Genomic DNA, 21,731 nt, shown 5'->3' on the forward strand with positions numbered 1-21,731 from the left:
AGGCAACTTTGGAGGACCCTGGTGGGTGACAAACATTACAGGCCGATATCGGTTTGGATGGGGTTGCCATCTACCGCACATCATGATCTGCAATGACCGCACAATATATGTACGTCGGAGCCCACCCCGGGCGCCCAACCAAGGAGATCCCATGCGAGGAAGCCACATCGCAGCGCTAGTCGCTGCCATGGCCGGCCTTGTCATGTTGACGGTCTCCATCGTGACGACCGGCAATTCCGAACCGCAACGACAGTTGGCCACACCGTCGGGTTCGATCCCACAACTCCCTGAGCAGCGAGTCACCCCGCCGACCGACCCGAACGCGGTGGCCGATCTTGATCACTGCCTGGACGCCGGCGACTGCACCCTGGTGCACACCCGCGCCTTCAGCAACGCCACGATCGAGGTGTTCCAGGAAGAATCCACACCTCCCGTGGTGCACGTGCGCACAGTGCAGTCGAACGGCGATCCGTCGGTATGGAGTTTGAAGGACGAGCACGCAGCGACCTTCAAAGCGATGACCTGCGGGCTGGCCAACTGCCTACTCGACGTGACCGTCGGCTCAGAGATGGTGGCCACCATCGACCTTCGCATGGTGGCTGACACCTTGTCGGGCAAGATCGAAGGCGCCGCTGTGGGCGGGTCGCTGCACACTCAGGCGGCCGACCTGAATAAAGACGGCGTACTCGATCTGATCGCCACCGAGCACTTAGTGAAGTCAGACGGCACCGAGTTGACCTACTACCGGACGTACGTGAATCAGGACCGTGATCTCGTCCCGACCGGGTGCACCTTGCCAGCAGAGTTGGAGCAGGCGCCGAGCAGCTTGCAGTCGCGCACCTGCCCTACGCACTAGATCCGGTGCAGTAATCCGGGAAGTCCCGATGCAGTAACCAGGGACTCATTCCCGTCCGGCATTCCGGCGGATAGTTTCGGGGGCAGCAATCCGACGGCTAGATTTGGCCCCGGGCAACGATCGCCGTGGCGATCAGCATGATGCCGAACAGCAGGCAGAAGATCAGGTCCGACGTGCGGTTACGGACCGCGAGCCACCCGACCAATCGAGTCGGCAGCACCGCCCGGGCAACACCGACCAACAAGATCGATGCGCCCATCACCACCAACCCCCGCCGCCATTGCTCAACTGCCACGAACACCAACCCGACAACGAGCATGGCCAGAATGACGAAATACACCATCTGACGCCGCGAACCGCCACGGATCTGCGTCCGCAGCGGCGGATGGGCGATTGTGCGGACCGGATTACCGCGCGGCTTCATCGCCCGCGCAGGTGGCTCGTTCTTCCCGGGAGTCGACGGGCCCGTCGCTCTGCGCCGCGCTGGCTTCTCAGCAGGCAGGCGTGGCGATTCGTCGCCGTCCGCGGGGTCGTTGGCCACGTCGATTATGCGGAGAGACCGGCTGCCCGCTCAGCGGCCTCGACAACATTCGCCAGCAGCATTGCGCGAGTCATCGGCCCTACCCCACCGGGCATCGGCGCGATGAATCCGGCGACCTCGCGAACCTCGGGGGTCGTATCGCCTACGGGCCCATTCTCGGTGCGGTTGGAGGACACGTCGACGACGGCAGCGCCCGGCTTGATCATGTCGGCGGTGATCAGCCCAATCGAACCGGCGGCAGCGACGACGATATCGGCCTCACGGGTGTGTGCGGCGAGGTCCTTGGTGCCGGTGTGACACACGGTGACCGTGCAGTTCTCCGAGCGCCGGGTCAGCAACAGACTCAGCGGGCGGCCGGCGGTGACGCCGCGCCCAACGATCACCGCGTGCGCACCATTCATCGGTACGTCGTACCGGCGTAGCAAGTCGGCGATACCACGCGGTGTACACGGCAACGGGGCTTCGACACCGAGCACGAGGCGCCCGAGGTTAATGGGGTGCAGGCCGTCGGCGTCCTTCGCGGGATCAATCGCTTCGAGCGCCGCATCGGCATCCAGGTGCTTCGGCAGCGGCAACTGCACGATGTAACCGGTACATGCGGGGTCGGCGTTCAACTCGTGGATCGCCTGCAGGACGTCGTCCTGGGTCGCGTCCGCGGGCAGGTCACGACGGATCGAGGCGATACCGACCTGCGCACAATCGCGGTGCTTTCCGCGTACGTACGCGTGGCTGCCCGGGTCGTCGCCGACCAGGACGGTACCGAGTCCTGGCGTGATGCCCCTGGCCGCGAGCGCCGCCACTCGCCCCTTCAGCTCTTCCTTGATTGCCGCTGCAGCGGCCTTGCCGTCGAGGATCGTCGCGCTCATGCGCACATTGTGTCATGCGTCGATCGCGCCGATTCAGTATGGCTTGCCGTCGTACAGCAGCAGAATTCACAGCGCGGTTGGGAGCACTCGAGCGACTTAGTTCGTCACACCAGGCGGCGCGCGGCGCTAATCTGACGCGAGCGCCATCCGACCAGATACATCAACGAACACATATCGAGGCCCCGTGACGAATCCACCGCAGCCCCAGTGGGGACAGCCCACCTCGGGTCAATCGCCGTACGGCGCACAGCCCACCGGTCAGTACATCCCCGGCCAGAATCAACCTGGCCAGTACGCGCAGTCGCCATACGGGCAACCGGGGTACGGCCAGCCCGGCCCGATCCAGCCCGGATACGGCGCGTTCACGCCTCCGGGAACACCTCGGCCGAACCCCGTTGCCGGGATCCTGCTGCTGATCGGTGTCGTTGTCGCAGTACTCGCCTGCTTCATTCCCAATGACATCGGCGACGCACCGCTCATCTCCGCGCTGAATTACCTGCCGGACGCCATTGAGTACGTGGACGTCGGCCCACAGGGGTGGGAGGTCCTGATGAGCGCCGCGGCGCCGGTCATCCTCGCGATTGGCGCGCTGATCTGCATTCCAGCGGGCCTGCTCATGTTCAACAGAGGCCGCCATGGCGGCGCCGCCGCAACGGGCCTCATCGGCGCAATCCTGATGCTCGCCGCGCCGGTACTGATCGCCATCGCCACCGATGGGCAGATGTTCGATAGTCCGTCGTTCCTACTCGTCCTGGTGATGATCGCGTGGATACCTGCGCTGATCGGCGCCTTCGTCGGCTTCCGTAAGTAACGCGAGAGAAGATCTGCGGTGGTTTCGCGCCCGATACATCACCACTATCGGGTGCGAACCACCGCAGATTCGTGCTCAGTTCGAGTGCTGCTCAGTTCGAGTGCTTAGTGGAAGAAGTGACGGGTCCCGGTGAAGTACATCGTCACGCCCGCCTTCTTGGCCGCCTCGACAACTTCATCGTCGCGCACCGACCCGCCGGGCTGGACGACGGCCTTCACACCGGCAGAGGCCAGAACCTCGAAGCCGTCGGCGAATGGGAAGAACGCATCGGAGGCGGCCACAGTCCCGGCGACGCGGTCCCCCGCGCGGTTGACGGCCAACTTCGCCGAATCGACGCGGTTGACCTGACCCATTCCGACACCGATCGTGGCGCCACCGGAGGCCAGCAGGATCGCGTTCGACTTCACCGCGCGCACCGAACGCCACGCGAACTGCAGATCGGCGAGGGTGTCGGCATCCGCCGGGGTACCGGCCGCGAGTGTCCATGCCGACGCGTCATCTCCCGGCGCGTCGATCGCGTCGAGCTGCTGTACCAGCGCTCCACCGGAGATCGGGCGTAACTCTGTAGTGCGGCCGGCGACCTGATCCAGCTGCAGCAGCCGAATGTTCTTCTTGGCCTGCAGGATCTCCAGTGCACCGTCCTCATAACCGGGCGCGATCAGCACCTCGGTGAATATGCCGGAGACGGTTTCGGCCATCTCTACCGATACCGGCCGGTTCGCCGCGATCACGCCGCCGTACGCCGACAGCGGATCGCACGCATGCGCCTTGCGATGTGCCTCGGCAATGTCCTGCGCGACGGCGATACCGCACGGGTTCGCGTGCTTGATGATCGCAACGGCCGGCTGCTCGAAGTCGTACGCCGCCCTGCGGGCCGCATCAGCATCCACGTAGTTGTTGTACGACATAGCCTTGCCGTGCAGTACCTGCGCGTGCGCGATGCCCGGCCCCTCGCTGAGGTATACCGCAGCCTGCTGATGCGGGTTCTCGCCGTACCGCAGCACGTCGGCGCGCTCATAGGCGTTGGCCATGAAGTCGGGGAAGCCGGAATCATCGGCAGGTGCGTACTGCTGCGCGAACCAGGTCGACACGGCCGCGTCGTACGCCGCGGTGTGCGCGAACGCCTTGGCGGCCAGCCGCTTGCGCTGTTCGAGGGTGAACCCGCCACCGGTGATGGCCTCGACGAGTTCGCCGTACTGCTGCGGGCTGGTGACGACGGCGACGCTCGGGTGATTCTTGGCCGCCGCGCGAACCATCGACGGACCGCCGATGTCGATCTGCTCGACGCACTCGTCCGGCGACGCCCCGCTGGCTACGGTCTGGGTGAACGGGTACAGGTTGCAGATGACCAGGTCGAACGGCTCCACCTCGAGTTCGGCGAGCTGGCTGACGTGTGAATCCAGGCGACGGTCTGCCAGGATGCCGGCATGCACCTTCGGGTGCAGCGTTTTTACGCGCCCATCCAGGCACTCGGGGAAGCCGGTCAGTTCAGCCACCTCGGTGACGTCGGCGCCGGCTTCTTTCAGGATCTTGGCCGTCGAACCGGTCGAGACGATCTGCACACCGGCGGCCTTGAGCCCAGCGGCGAGTTCGGGCAGGCCCGATTTGTCATAGACGCTCACCAGAGCGCGTTTGATCTCGATCTTGTCCATGTGCGGTGGCCTTTCCTGGATCCTCGGTTGATGCTCGATGCGTGGCTTACAGATCTGCGGCTGGCGGAACAGACTGATACTCGCGTACGAACGACGCGACGGTGTCGACGAGCAGTTGCCGCTCCAGCACTTTGATCCGCTCGTGCAAGGTTTCTTCGGTGTCGTCCGGCAGGACGTCGCACGCGCGCTGGGCGATGATCGGTCCGGTATCTACTCCGGCGTCCACGCCGATCACCGTGCAGCCGGTGACCTTCACACCGTGCGCGAGCGCGTCGCGCACGCCGTGCGCACCCGGGAAACTCGGCAATAGCGCGGGGTGAGTGTTGATCATGCGGCCGCCGAAACGGCCCAAGAACGATTCGCCGACGAGTTTCATGAAGCCGGCCGAAATCACCCAGTCGGGCTCGAAATCAGCGGTTCGGGCGGTGAGTGCCGCGTCCCAGTCTGACCTGTTCTCATAGTCCGCAAGCCTGGTGACGAAAGTCGGGATGCCGACCCGTTCGGCACGCTCGAGGCCGGCAATGTTGTTCCGGTCGGCGCCGACGGCGACCACCTGGGCACCGTACGACTCATCAGCCGCGGCATCGATCAACGCTTGCAGCAGCGTGCCGCTGCCGGAGACGAGAACGACGAGGCGCAGCGGCCGGGAGTGGTGATCAGGCACGGCTACGCAGTCTAGCCGTGCGGGCGATGTGTCCGGGCGCACGCGGGTTTCCCGGTTAGGCCGCGGACGTGATCACGCCGGTGGCGAGCAGAATGAGCACGATCGCCCCGAGCGTGATTCGGTAGGCGACGAACGGCGCGTACGAATGCGTACTGACCCACTTCAGCAGCCAGTGGATCACCGCGAGCCCGACCACGAAGGCGACGACCGTCCCGATGATCGTGGGCACGGCACCATACGCGTTATCGCCGCCGGGAATGTCCTTGAGTTTGTAGATCCCCGCCCCGACGACCGCGGGAATCGCGAGGAGGAACGCATACCGGGTGGCAGCGGCGCGCTCGTACCCGAGCGCGAGACCCATCGTGATGGTCGCACCGGAGCGAGAGACACCCGGGATGACCGCGAGGGCCTGAGCGGCGCCGTACAGGATGGCGTGCTTAAGGGTCAGGTCCTCGATCGGCTTGACCTTGCGCGCGTAGCGTTCGGCCAGACCGAGCGCGATGCCGAGCACGATGAGCGTCGTGCCGATCACCCACAGGTTCCGGAACTCATTGTCGATGTAGTCCTCGAACAGCAGCCCCACGACCACGATCGGCATCGAGCCGATGATGATGAACCAGCCCTGCTTCCACGTCGGCTCGCGCCTGGCCGCTTTCGAGAACACGCCGCGGACCCATCCTGAGCCGATCGTCCAGATATCTCGCCAGAAGTACAGGACGACCGCGAGTTCGGTGCCGATCTGCAGTACCGCGGTGTACGCCGCGCCGGGGTCGCCCCAGCCGAGGACGTTTCCGGCGATGGAAATATGCCCGCTGCTGGAAATAGGCAAGAACTCGGTGAGGCCCTGAATAATGCCCAGGACGATCGAGTGAAAGAAATCCACTTGGCGAGCCTACCGAGGTCGCGTCGTAATGAGTGGTGCGCTCGCCGGTGCCACGCGTCACGACGTCCGTCACGAGCCACCCGCCGACGGCTGCGACCTGAGGCGTCTGGACGGGACACACACCTCGCCCTCGACCTGGTCGACGTCCGACCGAGGCTCCGCTAGGTCGACGAGGGAACAGGCCAGCTCGTTGACCACCGTTATTGCAGTCCGCTTCGTCGACGGCCGGTTCGACCGGAGATCGGCGATCCGCGTCCGGAGTCGGCGATCCGCGTCCGGCGGTCGTGCGGTGGTTACGGTCGAGCGTCGGGATCTACCGCGTCCGTTTCGGAGATCGGATTCGAAGCGGGCTTCGCGCTCGCGGGTGTGGTGCCCGACCGATTCGCGGTGTTCGCCGCGGCCTGCGCACCCGTCTCCTTCTCGAGGGTCGTCGAGCCCGGCTTCGGCTCAGCCGACGTCGGCTCGTCCTCAGCCGACGTCGGCTCGTCCTCAGCCGACGCTTGGCTGTCTTCGACCGATGTCAGCTTGTCCTCGGGCGATTTCGGCTTGTCTTCGACCGATGTCGGCTTGTCTTCGGGCGCTGTTGGCTTTGCAGCCGCTGGGTTCGCGGCGGCCGGCGCTGGTTCCCTCGTCGACTTCGCGGCCGACGAGACGGACTTCGCGGACTGTGCGGCCTTCGTGGCCGGCGAGACGGACTTCGCAGCCTTCGCGGCCTTCGTGGCCGGCGAGACGGACTTCGCAGCCTTCGCGGCCTTCGCGGATCGTGCGGCCTTCGTCGACTTCGCGGCCGACGAGACGGACTTCGTGGCCTTCGCCACGGAGGGGACCGGTTTCGTATCCGCTGGCTTCGCAGCGGACGAGGCAGGCACGGGTGATTCCTCCGCTGAACGCGCCCTCTTCACCACGCTCAGCGACGCCGCCGGCGCAGTGTGCTGCGCTCCGGACCCCGCGCCCTCGGGGAGCCCCGGCCCGCCACCAGCGCGTGACCCGCCCTGACCGGCCGTCTTCGCTGTCGAACCGCCATCCTCGCCGCTCGAACTCGGGCTCGCGTCCGCGGCCCTTAATTGCCCGGCTTTCGCCTTCGCGGCACGCTCCCCGCTACGGGCGAGACGGCGCATCGCGAGCCGCGTCTTGATTACGGGGCGGGTCGCGCGCTTCGCGTCGTCCTCGATGGCGACCGAGTGCGCGACGGCGACGTTCGGATCGAGTCCTTCCGCTGCCGCGACAGCGACGGGATCCGCGTCGTCCGAGGTGTCGCCGTCCGCGATGTCGTCGCCCGTGGCACCCTTACCCGCGCCGTTCTTGTTTGCCCCCTTGGCGGCGGTGACCTTTGCGGCCGAACCTTTCGCCGTCTTCTCACCGTCGGGCCCGCCCGTTTCCAGTACAGACAACGCGCGTTCTCGACGCCACACGCTGACCGGCTTCAGCGAGCGCCGAGTCGCGATGAACGAGGTGAGGGCCAACGCCAGGATGACGATGACGCCGACGCGAATCGCGGTCGCGACCACCGGAGCCCCCACGTCAGTAAGCCGCCCATCACCCAGCGATCCGGACGCAAACAGGCCCACGCCCAACACCCCGATAGCAGTGAGCGCGCCAGCAACGAGCGATCCCATGAGCAGGTTGCTCGCCGATCGGTGCTCGGGCTCGAGGTGGCGCGTCATAGTCAGCGCACCAACGACGGCCGCGAGAAGCGGAATGAGCACGCTGAACAACACCAGTCCCCCGGCGGCGTGCGGCAGCGCACCGAACAGCGGGAAGATCGGCAGCGGTTCGCGATCCAGCGTCCCTAGCGAGTAGAGCGAGTCGCCGCCCAGGCTGAAGCCGGCCCCACTACCAAGTGCGGTCGCCAGCAGCATCGCGTTCGGCAGGTACGCAATGCTGATCCCAATCATCGTCAGACCGCCGAGACCGCCTGGAGCCAATGCGGCGTTCAGCGCGCTGACTTCGGAGAAGTTGATCAGTAACGAGCACCCGACCACGAGCGCCGCCATCGCGGCTAGCGACCACAATGTGGCGAGCGCGCCACGGGTGTAGGCGTATGACGGTCCGGGCAACAGCGACACCAACCGGGCACCGAGACCGCTCTCGCGCAGCAGCCCCGCGAGCGTGGGTACCAGCGACACCAGCCCCGTGCCGATCACGATCGGACTGATCGACAACTTGGGATCGCTTGGATAAGCAATGCTGCTCAGCAGCACAGCACAGGTGACGTAGGTGATCACGACCGCGGCCAACGCTTCGGCGATGTGCCCCGTCGTGCGCAATTCACATGCTCGCGCCGTACTTCGCCCAGCTCGATAAAACAACAGTGCGATGAAGCCACCGATGAGCAGCGGTGGCACGGACAACGTTCCCCAGGAGACCGGTAGCGCGACCGAATGCGCGAGGTACCACGCCTGCATCGCGACCTGTGCGGCAGATCCGGCGCCCGCTCCCTCCGGCCGATCCGTGGCCCAGGACAGCAGACTCAGCGCGATCAGCAGCAGGGTTCCGGCGAGGACGACGCCAATCGCGGACACGGATGCCCAGAGGACCACATTGGGCCGTCCGCGCGATTCTGGGCGCGCATCGGAGGAAGTCGGGGCGCTCACCCCAAGAGCCTCACAGAGGCTCGCCGGAACACCAAGCGCCCACGCCGGGGACCGGCATGAGTGGGCTCAAAGTCGCCGCGCCTGGTGAAGTCCTTGTCAGCAATCCGAGCAGTCACGCTTCTGCGGGGCAGTGAGTAACTGCTAGCGGCCGCCTATCGTTACTCACTGCCCCGCAGATCCGGCGTGCGGCGAAAACTTACGTTTCTCACACGCCGAGCCACGCCACGCCTCGCGTGCCGTCGCGCCACGGCACTGAGTAACGACGGACGCCGGTCGGAACCGAAGTTCCGACCGGCGTCCGGTCACATCGTTGTGCGATTAGCCCTGCGGGGGCTGACCCCACTGGCCGCCCTGCGGGGGCTGACCTGGCTGCTGCGGCGGGGCCGGCGGCTGCTGCGGCTGCGCCGGGTAACCACCCGACTGCGGCTGCGCCGGGAACCCACCCGACTGCGGCTGAGCCGGAGGCTGCTGCGGGGCACCCCACTGCTGCTGCGGCGGCGCGGCAGGCTGACCCCACTGCGCGTTACCCGCGGGCTGACCCCACTGGCCGCCACCCGCACCACCTGCAGGCTTCGGCTGCTTCAGCGCCTGCATGATTTCGAAGGCGGCGCCAGCGGCGATCACCAGCAGAACCACCAGGGTGATCCAGGTTCCGAAACCCGGTCCAACGGAGTAGCCGTAGCCGCTGCCACCGTCAGTCACGTTCACGATGAAACCGATCAGACCGAGCAACGCACCGAGGGCGGCAAGACCGCCGGTAACGAACCCGAAGGGGAATGGCAGGGCCGCGAGTTGATCCTTCACAAACCACGACGCCACTACGGCGATCGCCGCGAGAGTCACCAGGATGAACCCGAACACGTGAAGCCCGTAATTCCAACCGGACGCCGAATCGGAGACGCCGTACGGACCATCGGTTTCAGCCGTCAGTGCCGGCAGGGACAGCGCCACGATGTAGAGCACCCAGCCACCGAGGATGGCCCACTGCCACCACGGCACGGTCTTAACGTCGAACCCCGACGAAGCCTTGGCGTTATTGAAGCCCGTCTGCGCGGCCTGGCCCCAGGTCTGCTGACCTGGCTGCGGCTGACCCCACTGCTGCGGCTGACCTGGCTGCGGCTGACCGGGCTGGCCCGGCTGCTGCGGGGGCTGGCCGCCGTTCGGATAGGACATTGTTGAACCCTTCTGTGACATTCAAAGTCAAAAGAACTCTATGCGGTAGCGCGCCAATGTGCGACACGCATGAAGCCACGTACCTCAACCACCTTAAGGCAATGAGCGGGCTGCACACCTCACCCATGCACGCGACTCACCGGGTACCGAGATTCCGGCACGAACCGCAAAGGGGCACTGATACGCCCGCTTTGACGCGGCCAGTGCCCCTTCGGTGCCGTCAGGCTAGAGATTCTTCATGATTTCCTTCATGAGGTCCGCGGCCTCGGACGGCGTCTTGCCGACCTTCACGCCCGCGGCCTCAAGAGCCTCCTTCTTAGCGGCCGCCGTACCGGCCGAGCCGGACACGATCGCGCCCGCGTGCCCCATCGTCTTACCCTCGGGAGCCATGAAGCCCGCGACGTACCCGACAACCGGCTTGGTGACGTTGGCCTTGATGTAGTCCGCGGCCCGCTCCTCGGCGTCGCCGCCGATCTCGCCGATCATCACGATCGCGACGGTCTCGGGATCGTTCTCGAACGCCTCGAGGCAGTCGATGTGGGTGGTGCCGATGACGGGGTCGCCACCAATACCGACAGCGGTAGAGATGCCGTACTCGCGAAGCTCGTACATCATCTGGTAGGTCAGCGTGCCCGACTTGGACACCAGGCCGATCTTGCCCGGTCCCGAAATGTTCGGGATGATCCCCGCGCTGGAGGCGCCTGGGGTCTGGATGCCTGGGCAGTTCGGGCCGATGATGCGGGTCTTCTTGCCGACCGAGTACGCGTACGCTTCGGTCGCGTCGTGCACCGGCATGCCTTCGGTGATGACCACGGCCAGCGGGATCTCGGCGTCAATCGCCTCGACGATCGCGGACTTGGTGAACGCCGGCGGAACGAAGATCACGGTGACGTCGGCGCCGGTGGCAGCCATCGCCTCCTTGACCGTCGCGAAGACCGGAACGGTCGCACCCTCGAACTCGACCTGCTGGCCACCCTTCTTCGGGTTCACACCGCCAACGATCGTGCCGCTGTTACGGATCATGTTCTGGGTGTGCTTCATCCCCTCAGAGCCGGTCATGCCCTGGACGATGATCTTGCTGTCCTTGGTAAGGAAGATTGCCATGTCGTTTAAGAATCCTTACTTGCCTGCGTTAGCGAGCTCGGCGGCCTTCGCCGCGGCGGCGTCCATCGTGTCGACGAACTGGACGAGGGGGTGATTGAACTCGGCGAGGATCCGGCGACCCTCGTCGACGTTGTTGCCATCGAGACGGACGACGAGGGGGTGCTTGGCTGCGTCACCGAGCTGTCCCAGCGCGGTCACGATGCCGTTGGCGACGGTGTCGCAGGAGGTGATGCCGCCGAAGACGTTCACGAACACCGAGCGGACGTCGGGGTCCGACAGGATCAGGCCCAGGCCGTTGGCCATGACCTCGGCGGACGAGCCGCCACCAAGGTCCAGGAAGTTCGCCGGGCGGACGCCGCCGTGCTGCTCCCCCGCGTAGGCGACAACGTCGACGGTCGACATGACCAGACCGGCGCCGTTACCGACGATGCCGACCTGTCCGTCGAGCTTGACGTAGTTGAGGTCGAGTTCCTTAGCCTTCTGCTCCAGCGGATCGACTGCGGAGCGGTCCTGCAGCGCCTCCTGCTCTGGATGGCGGAAACTCGCGTTGTCGTCGATCGTGACCTTGCCGTCGAGCGCGATGATCTTGCCGGCCGGGTCCTTGACCAGTGGATTGACCTCGACCAGGGTGGTGTCTTCCTCGACGAAGACCTTCCACAGTTTCTGGGCTACCTCAACAACCTGCGGCGCGATGTCGTCCGCGAACTTCGCGGCCTTGACGATCTCCCAGGCCTTGGCCTCGTCCACGCCCACGGTCGCATCGACCGGGATCTTCGCGAGCGCCTCGGGCTTGGTCTTCGCGACCTCTTCGATCTCCATACCGCCTTCGACCGACGCCATCGCCAGGAAGGTGCGGTTGGTGCGATCGAGCAGGTACGAGAAGTAGTACTCCTCGGCAATATCCGAGGCCTCGGCAACGAGGACCTTGTGGACCGTGTGGCCCTTGATATCCATACCGAGGATGTCGGTGGCGCGCGCCTGCGCGTCCTCGGGGTTATCGGCCAGCTTCACGCCGCCCGCCTTCCCGCGTCCACCGGTCTTCACCTGAGCCTTGACCACGACCTGACCACCGATGTTGGTGGCGATCTCCTTGGCCTGCTCGGGGGTTTCGGCTACGCCGCCGCCAAGTACGGGTACGTCGTACTTGGCGAACAGCTCACGAGCCTGGTACTCGAAAAGATCCACTGTGCGTCCATTCCTACTCGCGCATCTGTGCGCATTTGGGAGTCAGATGACCATCGCCGGATCCGGCGGTCTGGTCTAAGGGTCAGGTTAACGCGCTGGCCACGTCGCAACGAGGCCAAGACAGCGCGAGATCGAACACACCGCTGTGGTGCCGATGCGCCCGCGCGTTGCGGTCAGTCGCGCTTGACGTTCTCGGTGACCCAACCGACGATTTCCTCGGTGGTGGCACCGGGGGTGAAAACCTTCTTGACACCGATCCGATCGAGTTCGATCAGATCCTCTTCGGGGATGATGCCGCCGCCGAAAATCACCACGTCGCCAGCGTCCTGCTCCCTGAGCAATTCGGCGACCCGAGCGAACTGCGTCATGTGCGCACCGCTGAGCACTGACAAACCAACCGCGTCGGCGTCCTCCTGCAGCGTGGTCTCCACGATCTGCTCCGGCGTCTGGTGCAGGCCGGTGTAGATGACCTCCATACCGGCATCACGCAACGCGCGTGCGACGACCTTGGCTCCCCGGTCATGACCGTCGAGTCCAGGTTTGGCGACAACGACGCGGATGCGCGAACTCATGGGTGCTCCTTCGGGAGTAACGAAAATTTCGCCTCTGAGAGTAGCCGCTAGTGCTGCTCAGCCCGCACCCTGGCCGCATACCCAGCGGCGCCGAGAGCGACGACGGCAGCACCGAGCAGCAGGTACAGCCGCGGACCAGAGACAAGATCTGGCCCCTCGATGATGTCCCGCAGGTTCAGCAGTGCTTGCCACAGCGCCACCGCACCTGCTCCCAGCAGCGCGGCCACCACCGTGACGCGGCTCGTCATCGCGCCGACTAACGCGGCAATCAGCACCCACCCGATCAGCAGCAGGATCCCACCGACGAACGCCAGGCTGCTGCTGGTAATTGCGCTGTGCGGTTCGACGATCTCGCGGGTCAGCACCATCCCGGCGGCATTGGTGTACTTGTCGATCCGCGGCGTCGCCGCGGGCACCAACAGTGCGGTGACGGCCAGCAGTGCCGCGATTCCCGCGGCGCCGCCGGCGATTCCACGTGCCGCCCCCAACGGAAGGAGATCTCGTTCGGCGATATCCGACCACGCGCCTGCGGAGGCCAGACCGGCCGCGATGAGGGCCACCGCGCCCACGATGGCCAGGGTGCGCCCGATATGTGGCTCGATCGTCAGCGTGGTGTACAGGTTGCCGAAGTAGTACTCCTCGCCGTCGTGATTGACCTGAAGCGCACCGGCAAATATGTGCTGCAGCAGCATTCCGGGGGCGATCACGGCGAACGGGGCGATCAACGCCGGGCCGACACGTCCGCCGCGTCCGGCGAGCATCAGGACGCCACCACCGGCGCACATCACCAGCAGTACGAGGTGCGCGAGGATCGACGCGATGTCCTGGCCGGCGGTGACCTGCTCACCAGCCAGAGTCACGTACGGCAGGAAGTCGGCCACGACCGTGATGATCGCGCCGACGAGCGCCAGCGCACCCGCGAGGCGCAACAGCGCCAGTCCCCGACTGCCGCCGGTCGTAGGCGCCGTGTACATACCGATACCCAGTGGTGGCGGCGAGCTCGGTTCCCGTCGTTTCTCGGTGGGTGTCGACGGACTGGTTGAGCGCCGCGTTCGGCGTACGACGCGGGGCTTATCGCCTGGCTCAGTCACTGCCCTCGCTCCTTCTATTGGCTCGCAAACCGTAACAACGCGACTACAGCTTTTCCATTACCCCCGACGCGTAGCGCAGCATCAGCCATTTCGCTTCCCCCGTACCGAAGTCGATCTCGACTTGCTGCTTATCGCCGGCGCCGCGGCTGCCGACGACGCGCCCCATCCCGAACGTGTCGTGGGTGACTCGGTCGCCGACCTCCAACGAGATCATCGGCGCCTGCTTCTTCGCGCCACGCAGGCCACCGCGGCTCAAACTCACGCCGCCGCCAGCACCGCCGGCGCCGTACGTCGAGGTCACCGTGGGCTTGCGATCGTGAATCGACCGGATGGACGTTGCGTGCGTCCAATCCACGAGGTGCTCAGGAATCTCGTCCAAAAAGCGCGACGGCGGGTTGTACGACGGCTGACCCCACTGCCCGCGGACCACGGAGCGGGTCAAGAACAACTTGCGTTGTGCGCGCGTCAGACCGACGTACGCGAGCCGACGTTCCTCCTCCAGCTCCTTGGGCTCGCCGAGCGACCGCAGGTGCGGGAACAGACCGTCCTCCATACCGCTGAGAAACACTACGGGGAACTCCAGACCCTTCGCGGTGTGCAGCGTCATCAGCGTGACGACCGCGTTGTCGACCTCATCGCCGTCCGCATCGGGCAACTGGTCGGCGTCGGCAACGAGACTGACCCGCTCCAGGAAGTCGTCGATCGTCCCATCGGGAAGCTGAACCTCGAACTCCGCGGCAACGGCGACCAACTCATTGAGGTTGTCCACGCGGGTGGCGTCCTGCGGGTCGTCGCTGTCTTCCAGTTCTGCGACGTACCCCGTGCGGGTCAGAATCGATTCGAGTACCGTCGACGGTCCGGCACCGGAGGTGGCCTGCGCGCGAAACTCGTCGATCAACGTGTTGAACTCGCCAATCAGCCGCACGGCGCGCGGATTGATCGCCGGCGCTTCGTCGGCACGGTACAGCGCCTCAGCGAAGGTGATCCGCTCCCGCGAAGCGAGGGCCTCCACGCACGCCTCAGCCCGGTCACCGATGCCCCGCTTCGGCGTGTTCAGGATGCGCCGCAGACTCACCACATCCGCTGGGTTGTTCACATACTTCAGATATGCCATCGCGTCACGGATTTCTTTGCGCTCGTAGAAGCGCACTCCGCCGACGACGCGATACGGCATCCCGACGCGGATGAAAATCTCCTCGAACACGCGACTGGAGTTGTTCGTGCGGTAGAAGACCGCGATATCGCTGCGCGAGTACTCGCCCGAGTCGGTCAACTCATCGATCTGCCGCGCGATCCATGCGGCCTCGTCGTGCTCGTTCTCCGAGACATACCCGTCGATCCGCGCGCCGTCACCAGAATCACTCCAGAGCCGTTTGACCCTCCGGTCGACATTCTTGGCAATCACCGCGTTGGCGGCGCTGAGGATGTTCTGGGTCGAGCGGTAGTTCTGCTCCAGCAGTACCGTGCGCGCCTGCGGATAGTCGCGCTCGAACTCCTCGATATTGCGGATCGTCGCGCCGCGAAAGGCGTAGATCGACTGGTCCGCATCGCCGACCACACACAGTTCCCCTGCCGACATCTCGTCGGTGTCGACGCCGACGAGTTCGCGGATCAGCATGTACTGGGCGTGGTTGGTGTCCTGGTACTCGTCAACCAGGATGTGCCGGAACCGGCGCCGGTAATGCTCGGCCGTCGCGCCGAACGCTTGCAGCAGAAACACAGTCTGCATGATCAAATCGTCGAAGTCGAAGGCATTCGCCTGGCGCAATCTGCGCTGGTAAAGCGTGTATGCCTCGGCCTCGACCTTCTCCACCGAACTTTCTGCCCGCTGCGCGAACGTCTCCTCGTCGATAAGGTCGTTCTTGGCATCGCTGACCTTCGCCAACAACTTTCGCGGCGGGAATCTTTTGGGGTCGATGTCCAGGTCGCGCGCGACCAAGGTCATCAGGCGGGTGGCGTCGGCCTGGTCGTAGATGGTGAACGACGACTTCATCCCGAGGGTCTTGGCCTCGGCACGCAGGATCCGCACGCACGCCGAGTGGAACGTCGAGACCCACATGGCGCGCGCCCGCCCGCCGACCATCGCCGCGACACGTTCCTTCATCTCGCCGGCGGCCTTGTTCGTGAAGGTGATCGCCAGGATCGACCCAGGTGAGACCCGGCGCCGATCCAACAGCCACGCGATCCGGCGGGTGAGCACGCGAGTTTTACCCGAACCCGCGCCGGCGACGACGAGCAGCGGACTGCCGGCGTGCACCACCGCGTCGCGTTGCTGTGGATTGAGGTCACTCAGCAGTTCGTCGGACGGGTCAGCCTCGACGTACGGCTCGGGTTCGGTCGCGTCGAAGAGCCCCGGATCGTCGATGAGATCGGGTAATTGCGGATTTGGGAGATGAGAGGCGTCAGACATTTCCACCCAGGCTACGCGGGACGTCTGACAAGTTCCGCGGGCTATGATGTACCGCATGACCACCGCGGGCACCGGGTCCTTTACCGGCTTCTTCTATAGGGCGTCGGCCACGGCACCCGGTGAAGACGTCTAGCTCGCGCGATGACCCACCCCGACCGCTCTGGCCATCGAGCCAGGGCGGTTTTTCGATGCCGCTCGTCGATGGCCGGCCGTCACAATCTGAAGGATGTTTTGATGAGCACGACCGCCGACAAGCCCACCCCTACCGGCGAAGCAGTCTCCGCCGAGGACGCCGCAACTGAAATCGGCGAACTACGCGTCCGCATCGATGCGGTCGATGACGAGATCATCCGATTAATCCAGGAACGCCGTGCGCTCTCCAACCAAGTCGGACGGCTGCGCGCCTCGGTCGGCGGTCCACGCCTGTCCATCGGTCGCGAACACCAGATCATGGGCAAGTTCGCCAACGAAATCGGCACGTATGGCAGCCAGGTCGCGTTGTTGCTATTGAAAATTTCGCGCGGCCGCATGTAATTCGGAATTTTCTGCAGATCTAAGCCTACGCGGGAACGCAGAGATCCTCCTCGTACGTCGCAGAGGACGCCAGAACTGCGCCGACTATCAACCTGTGGAGCGTGCACGATGCCTTCGACCCCCCGCGGTGACGAACCTTCATTGCCGAAACTGCGGCGATTCCGGTTCGATACGGAGGATCCGAAACGCGCGCGCGAAGTCACCGACGACGCCACGCCCACCGAGCAGTCGCCACCGGGAGCAACGAGCACCGATAAGCCTTCAGCGGGTCCAACGCCCGTCACCGAGGACGCAGCAGCCAGCCCGGCTACGTCCGATGCGCAGGCACCAACCTCCGATTCGGCCGCGGATGCACCCGCACCCTCGCCACCGACGACAGCGCCCGATGCGCGCTCCGCGCAAGACCTGGATGAGTCCGAACGCCTCCTCGCGGATCTGAGCGGCGCACCTAAAGGCCCACCCACTGAGCATCGCGCAGCACGCACCGCTGCACCGGCTGACGCGGGCCATCACCGCACCACCGATACCCGCGGCGGCCCCCGAGGCCCGCAGGCTCGAGGACCCCACGAGCAGAGCAGAGCCATCCCGGCATCGGCGGCGACAGCGCCCGCATCCCGAGGCCGCTCACCGTGGCCGTACGCGCTCGGCGGGCTCGCCGCCGCGCTGGTGATCGGCCTGGTCGCCTGGCTGGTATTCGCCCCCGAGGACGACGAGCCGGACAATTCTCAGCAGAACTCAGCAGGCGAGACGTCCCAGGACGTCGTCACCGAGTGGGCAAGCGACGTGTGCAGCGTCCTCACCGACTACGAGACGCAGTCCATACCCCTGCGAGCCGAGATCGCGAAGGCAACGTCCGAAGAAGATGCCGACGTACCGATCTCTGAACTGCGGCGGCAGGCCGGTCAACTCCTGGACACACTCGGCGGCAACCTGCAGAGCATCGAATTACCCGCACAAAGCAATGAAGCCAAGAGCGCGCACACCATGCTGATCAGCGCGGTGACCGCCGCTTCCTCCGCCGCCAAATCGGGCGGGACGAGCGATGGCGCGACGGTCGGCAGCCCTGGCGATGCGGCCACTGTCGCCGCCGAGGACGTCGTCGACGCGCTGGATCGCCCGGTCGATATTTTCGCCGAGTCCATCGACACGTTCGGCGAGGACACGCGCACGGCCGTGCAGGCACAACCGACCTGCGAGGCCGTACTTACCGAGTAGAGCCGCGTTACCGATCCACGAGTACGCCCCGTTCGCGATCAGTTGATCGTGAACGGGGCGATCCGGTTATTCCCACTCGATGGTGCCCGGCGGTTTGCTGGTGATGTCTAACGTGACGCGGTTGACCTCGCGGACTTCGTTGGTGATCCGGTTGGACACCCGCGCCAACACGTCGTACGGCAGTCGGGCCCAATCCGCGGTCATCGCGTCTTCGCTGGTGACCGGCCGCAGTACGACGGGATGCCCGTAGGTCCGCCCATCCCCCTGTACGCCAACCGAGCGGACGTCGGCCAGTAACACCACCGGACACTGCCAGATCTGACGATCGAGGCCGGCGGCCGTTAACTCGTCACGGACGATCTGGTCAGCCTCGCGCAGGATGTCGAGTCGTTCACGAGTGATCTCGCCGATGATCCGTAGCGCCAGCCCCGGACCCGGGAACGGTTGACGCCACACGAGGTTCTCCGGCAGCCCGAGTTCGATACCGACCTTGCGCACCTCGTCCTTGAACAGCGCACGCAGTGGCTCGATCAACTCAAACTCGAGGTCCTCGGGCAGTCCGCCGACGTTGTGGTGACTCTTGATGTTGGCCGCGCCTGCACCGCCACCGGACTCCACTACGTCTGGGTAGAGCGTGCCCTGCACCAGGAACCCCACGCGTCCGCCGTCCGCCCGAACCTCGGCGAGGATGGCGCGCTCAGCCTCTTCGAAGATCCTGATGAAGTCCGCGCCGATCGTCTTGCGTTTCTGCTCGGGGTCGGTCACGCCCGCCAAGTCCGCGAGGAACCTATCCGATGCGTCGATGACCCGGAGCTGGGCGCCCGTGGATGCCTCGAAGTCGCGCTTGACCTGCTCGACCTCCCCCTTGCGCATCAGTCCGTGATCGACCAGCACGCAATGCAATTGGTCGCCGATCGCCCGCCGCACCAACGCGGCGGCAACTGCTGAATCCACGCCGCCGGACAATGCGCAAATCACGTGCGCATCGCCGACCTGGGCACGGATCGCGTCAACCTGAGCGTCGACGAGCGTGTCCATGGTCCAGTCGCCGCGCAGTCCGGCGCCACGCAACAGGAACGCCTCGAGCGCCTGCTGCCCATACGTCGAATGCAGCACTTCGGGGTGGTACTGGACGCCGTACAACTGTCGCTCGGAGTTCTCAAACGCCGCCACCGGCGCACCAGGAGTGCTCGCGGTGACCTCGAAGCCGGGCGGAGATGCGGTGACCGCGTCCCCGTGCGACATCCACACTTCTTGTTCCGCGGGCAAGTCACCGAGAATCGTCGAGGCGGCGTCGGTGCGTCGTAAGTCCGTGCGGCCGTACTCCGAGGAGCCGGTCTGTTCGACGGTGCCACCGAGCGCCTGCGCCATCGCCTGGAAGCCATAGCAGATCCCGAAGGTCGGGATGCCCAGTTCGAAGATCTGCGGATCGATCGCGGGCGCGCCGTCGGCGTACACGCTGGCGGGCCCACCGGACAGCACGATAGCGCTGGGGTTCTTCTCGCGTACCTCTGCGGCCGAGATCGAGTGTGGAACGAGTTCGCTGTAACAGTGCGCCTCACGCACCCGGCGCGCGATGAGTTGCGCGTACTGGGCTCCGCAATCGACGACTAGAACGAGCTGCGGATCGTCGCCGGTGTTCACATCGCTCACTGGGAATCGGTCAACAGCAGCGATTCGAGCGCGGCCAGTTCGGCATCGCTCATTCCGCGGGCACGGAGGAACTCGCGAGCGCCGCCGTGCTCGGCATGCAGCCAGGTCAGCACGTTGATCATCGTGCCCGCTCGGGTGATCTGCATATCGACGGTGCTCTGGTCGATATCGGCGTAGGCGCCGCCCTGGTGCAGCCGAGCGATGATGGCCGGGACTGCCTCGGCGGACGCCGCATAGTCATCAGCGATGACCTCGTCGCTGACGCCGATCGCCGACAGCGCGGCCGCGACGACGCATCCGGTGCGATCCTTGCCCGCAGCGCAGTGCACGACGAGCGGCAACGAGTCCGCATTCGCCATCTCGCGCACCGAGTTGGTGATGTTCATTCCTTTGGCGGTGGTGAAGTAGCCCTGGTAGTACTCGGCCACGACCTCTTCGATAGGTCGTCCAGCAGCAGCCTCGACCTGCTCCCGCAGGCCAGGCGCGGTTTGGTTCGCGCTGCTGCGGATAGGGATGTTCACGTGCCGGATCTGGTCGTTGTTCAGGAACCCGATGCCTTGTTCCTCGGCTTCGGTTTCATACCGCAAGTCCAGGACGGTGCGAAGTCCCTGTTCGAGCAACTGCTGCGCCGCCTGCTCGGTGAGGAATTGCGGGCTGTCCATCCGCAACACCTGGCCGCGCTTGACGACGCGACCATCGGCGGCCGGCATGCCCCCGAGGTCGCGCACGTTCAGCATTCCCTCGAGTTCAACGCGCCGTTCATCGGCCCGCGAAACACCCATCACGCTCATACCTGCCCACCGTCCGTCACCATGAGCTCCACGCGCTGGAACTCCTTGAGATCGCTGTAGCCGCACTTGGCCATCGCGCGCCGCAGCCCACCGAAGATGTTCTGGGTACCGTCCGGCGTACGCGCCGGACCGCGTAGGACGCACTCCATAGGCACCCTACGGTTACCGTTCGCGGGACGGAACTCGCCCCTGGGCAGATCGGGGTGACTGGCGGTGTAATCCCACCACGCACCACCGCCGGGGCTCTCTTGAGCGCCGGCCAGCATCGAACCGAGCATGACCGCGTCGGCTCCGCACGCGATCGCGCGGGCCACGTCACCGGAGTTCTCGATCTCGCCGTGCGCGATGATGTGCACGTAGCGCCCGCCGGTCTCGTCCAAGTAGTCGCGGCGGGCAGCCGCGGCGTCGATGATGGTGGTGGCCATCGGCGATTCGATACCGAGAACGTCGCTGGTGGTCGAGCAGGAACTCGCGCCGAGCCCGACGATGACCCCGGCGGCTCCGGTGCGCATCAGATGCAGCGCAGTCTGATAGTTGCTGGCTCCGCCCACCACGACCGGTACGTCGAGATCAGCGATGAACTCCTTCAGGTTGAGCTCCTCGCCGGCGGAACTGACGTGCTCGGCGGAGACCATGGTGCCCTGGATGACCAGCAGATCGACCCCAGCGGCCAAGATCGTCGGGGCGAGCGCCGCGGTGTGCTGCGGCGACACGCGCGCAGCGACCGTGCCACCGCCGTCGTGCAGTTGCCGGATCCGCTCGGTAATCAGGTCGGTGTCGACCGGGCGCGCGTAGATCTCCTGCAGCAGCGCGGTGGCTTCGGCCGGGCTGCTCCCGGCGAGCCGCTCGTACTGCTCGGTCGGGTCGCTGTAACGCGCCCACAAACCTTCGGCGTCCAGCACCCCTAGCCCGCCGGCGGCATTGACCATGCCGATGGTCTCCGGGCTCATGGTGGCGTCGCTCGGTGACGTGATCAGTGGAAGGTCGAGCTTGAACGCATCCAGGCGCCACGACGTGGACACGTCCTCGGCGTCTCGGGTACGGCGCGTCGGGACCATCGAGATATCCCGTAGCTTGACCCCGCGCCGGGCCTGGCGGCCGATTCCGATCTCTACGTAATCGCGCATCTGCGGTTG

General features: G+C 65.5%; 19 protein-coding genes. 4 read left to right on the plus strand and 15 right to left on the minus strand.

Annotated features, from left to right (window positions below):
- Positions 1–151: 151 nt before the first annotated feature.
- A complete protein-coding gene (locus E1H16_RS05705; RefSeq protein ID WP_134322724.1) occupies positions 152–856 on the plus strand; it encodes a hypothetical protein in 705 nt (234 codons plus the stop codon).
- 97 nt (positions 857–953) lie between these two features.
- On the opposite strand, the gene E1H16_RS05710 is transcribed toward E1H16_RS05705, so the two are convergent.
- On the minus strand, positions 954–1,397 hold the full coding sequence (locus E1H16_RS05710; protein WP_134322725.1) for a DUF3017 domain-containing protein: 444 nt from the start codon (positions 1,395–1,397) through the stop codon (positions 954–956).
- Positions 1,398–1,402: 5 nt separating this feature from the next.
- Positions 1,403–2,263 carry a bifunctional methylenetetrahydrofolate dehydrogenase/methenyltetrahydrofolate cyclohydrolase gene (locus E1H16_RS05715; protein WP_134322726.1) on the minus strand — a complete coding sequence of 287 codons (861 nt, stop codon included), beginning with the start codon at positions 2,261–2,263 and terminating at the stop codon, positions 1,403–1,405.
- Positions 2,264–2,447: 184 nt separating this feature from the next.
- Here E1H16_RS05715 and E1H16_RS05720 point away from each other — a divergent pair, with 184 nt between their 5' ends.
- Complete coding sequence (locus tag E1H16_RS05720; RefSeq protein WP_134322727.1) at positions 2,448–3,074, plus strand: hypothetical protein; 627 nt, start codon at positions 2,448–2,450, stop codon at positions 3,072–3,074.
- A 104-nt stretch (positions 3,075–3,178) separates the two neighbouring features.
- Here E1H16_RS05720 and purH read toward each other — a convergent pair whose 3' ends face one another.
- The 10 genes from purH to pcrA form a co-directional block, all read right to left on the minus strand.
- Positions 3,179–4,726: a bifunctional phosphoribosylaminoimidazolecarboxamide formyltransferase/IMP cyclohydrolase gene (gene purH, locus E1H16_RS05725; RefSeq protein ID WP_134322728.1), complete on the minus strand. Its 1,548-nt coding sequence runs from the start codon at positions 4,724–4,726 to the stop codon at positions 3,179–3,181.
- A 46-nt stretch (positions 4,727–4,772) separates the two neighbouring features.
- A complete protein-coding gene (gene purN, locus E1H16_RS05730; protein WP_208378873.1) occupies positions 4,773–5,390 on the minus strand; it encodes a phosphoribosylglycinamide formyltransferase in 618 nt (205 codons plus the stop codon).
- Positions 5,391–5,445: 55 nt separating this feature from the next.
- The gene (locus E1H16_RS05735; protein WP_134322730.1) at positions 5,446–6,273 is read right to left on the minus strand and encodes an undecaprenyl-diphosphate phosphatase; all 828 of its coding nucleotides are present in this window, start codon (positions 6,271–6,273) and stop codon (positions 5,446–5,448) included.
- A 293-nt stretch (positions 6,274–6,566) separates the two neighbouring features.
- Positions 6,567–8,867: a cell division protein PerM gene (locus E1H16_RS05740; protein WP_134322731.1), complete on the minus strand. Its 2,301-nt coding sequence runs from the start codon at positions 8,865–8,867 to the stop codon at positions 6,567–6,569.
- A gap of 318 nt (positions 8,868–9,185) precedes the next feature.
- Positions 9,186–10,040: a hypothetical protein gene (locus E1H16_RS18570; RefSeq protein ID WP_208378874.1), complete on the minus strand. Its 855-nt coding sequence runs from the start codon at positions 10,038–10,040 to the stop codon at positions 9,186–9,188.
- 225 nt (positions 10,041–10,265) lie between these two features.
- Complete coding sequence (sucD, locus tag E1H16_RS05750) at positions 10,266–11,144, minus strand: succinate--CoA ligase subunit alpha (RefSeq protein WP_134322732.1); 879 nt, start codon at positions 11,142–11,144, stop codon at positions 10,266–10,268.
- 15 nt (positions 11,145–11,159) lie between these two features.
- Positions 11,160–12,329: an ADP-forming succinate--CoA ligase subunit beta gene (sucC, locus tag E1H16_RS05755; protein ID WP_134322733.1), complete on the minus strand. Its 1,170-nt coding sequence runs from the start codon at positions 12,327–12,329 to the stop codon at positions 11,160–11,162.
- A gap of 173 nt (positions 12,330–12,502) precedes the next feature.
- Positions 12,503–12,901: a coenzyme B12-dependent isobutyryl CoA mutase small subunit gene (gene icmB / locus E1H16_RS05760; RefSeq protein ID WP_134322734.1), complete on the minus strand. Its 399-nt coding sequence runs from the start codon at positions 12,899–12,901 to the stop codon at positions 12,503–12,505.
- 47 nt (positions 12,902–12,948) lie between these two features.
- Positions 12,949–13,992, minus strand: coding sequence for a hypothetical protein (locus E1H16_RS05765; RefSeq protein ID WP_134322735.1), 1,044 nt, complete (start codon positions 13,990–13,992; stop codon positions 12,949–12,951).
- Positions 13,993–14,035: 43 nt separating this feature from the next.
- Positions 14,036–16,402, minus strand: coding sequence for a DNA helicase PcrA (gene pcrA / locus E1H16_RS05770; RefSeq protein WP_243837687.1), 2,367 nt, complete (start codon positions 16,400–16,402; stop codon positions 14,036–14,038).
- A gap of 234 nt (positions 16,403–16,636) precedes the next feature.
- On the opposite strand from pcrA, the gene E1H16_RS05775 reads away from it, so the two are divergent.
- Both E1H16_RS05775 and E1H16_RS05780 read left to right on the plus strand, forming a co-directional pair.
- Positions 16,637–16,936 carry a chorismate mutase gene (locus E1H16_RS05775; RefSeq protein WP_166741638.1) on the plus strand — a complete coding sequence of 100 codons (300 nt, stop codon included), beginning with the start codon at positions 16,637–16,639 and terminating at the stop codon, positions 16,934–16,936.
- A 108-nt stretch (positions 16,937–17,044) separates the two neighbouring features.
- Positions 17,045–18,151 carry a hypothetical protein gene (locus E1H16_RS05780; RefSeq protein ID WP_134322738.1) on the plus strand — a complete coding sequence of 369 codons (1,107 nt, stop codon included), beginning with the start codon at positions 17,045–17,047 and terminating at the stop codon, positions 18,149–18,151.
- Between the two features lie 66 nt (positions 18,152–18,217).
- On the opposite strand, the gene guaA is transcribed toward E1H16_RS05780, so the two are convergent.
- From guaA to E1H16_RS05795, 3 genes are read right to left on the minus strand one after another with little or no spacing between them, the layout of a single operon-like run.
- Entirely contained in the window at positions 18,218–19,804 is a 1,587-nt protein-coding gene (guaA, locus tag E1H16_RS05785; RefSeq protein WP_279586357.1) for a glutamine-hydrolyzing GMP synthase, read from the minus strand.
- On the minus strand, positions 19,801–20,595 hold the full coding sequence (locus E1H16_RS05790) for a tyrosine-protein phosphatase (RefSeq protein WP_134322739.1): 795 nt from the start codon (positions 20,593–20,595) through the stop codon (positions 19,801–19,803). The genes guaA and E1H16_RS05790 overlap by 4 nt, the downstream gene beginning before the upstream one ends.
- On the minus strand, positions 20,592–21,722 hold the full coding sequence (locus E1H16_RS05795) for a GuaB3 family IMP dehydrogenase-related protein (protein ID WP_134322740.1): 1,131 nt from the start codon (positions 21,720–21,722) through the stop codon (positions 20,592–20,594). Before E1H16_RS05795 ends, E1H16_RS05790 begins: the two co-directional genes overlap by 4 nt.
- Positions 21,723–21,731: the final 9 nt, after the last annotated feature.

The sequence above is a fragment of the Cumulibacter soli genome (genome assembly GCF_004382795.1).
GTDB lineage: Bacteria > Actinomycetota > Actinomycetes > Mycobacteriales > Antricoccaceae > Cumulibacter > Cumulibacter soli.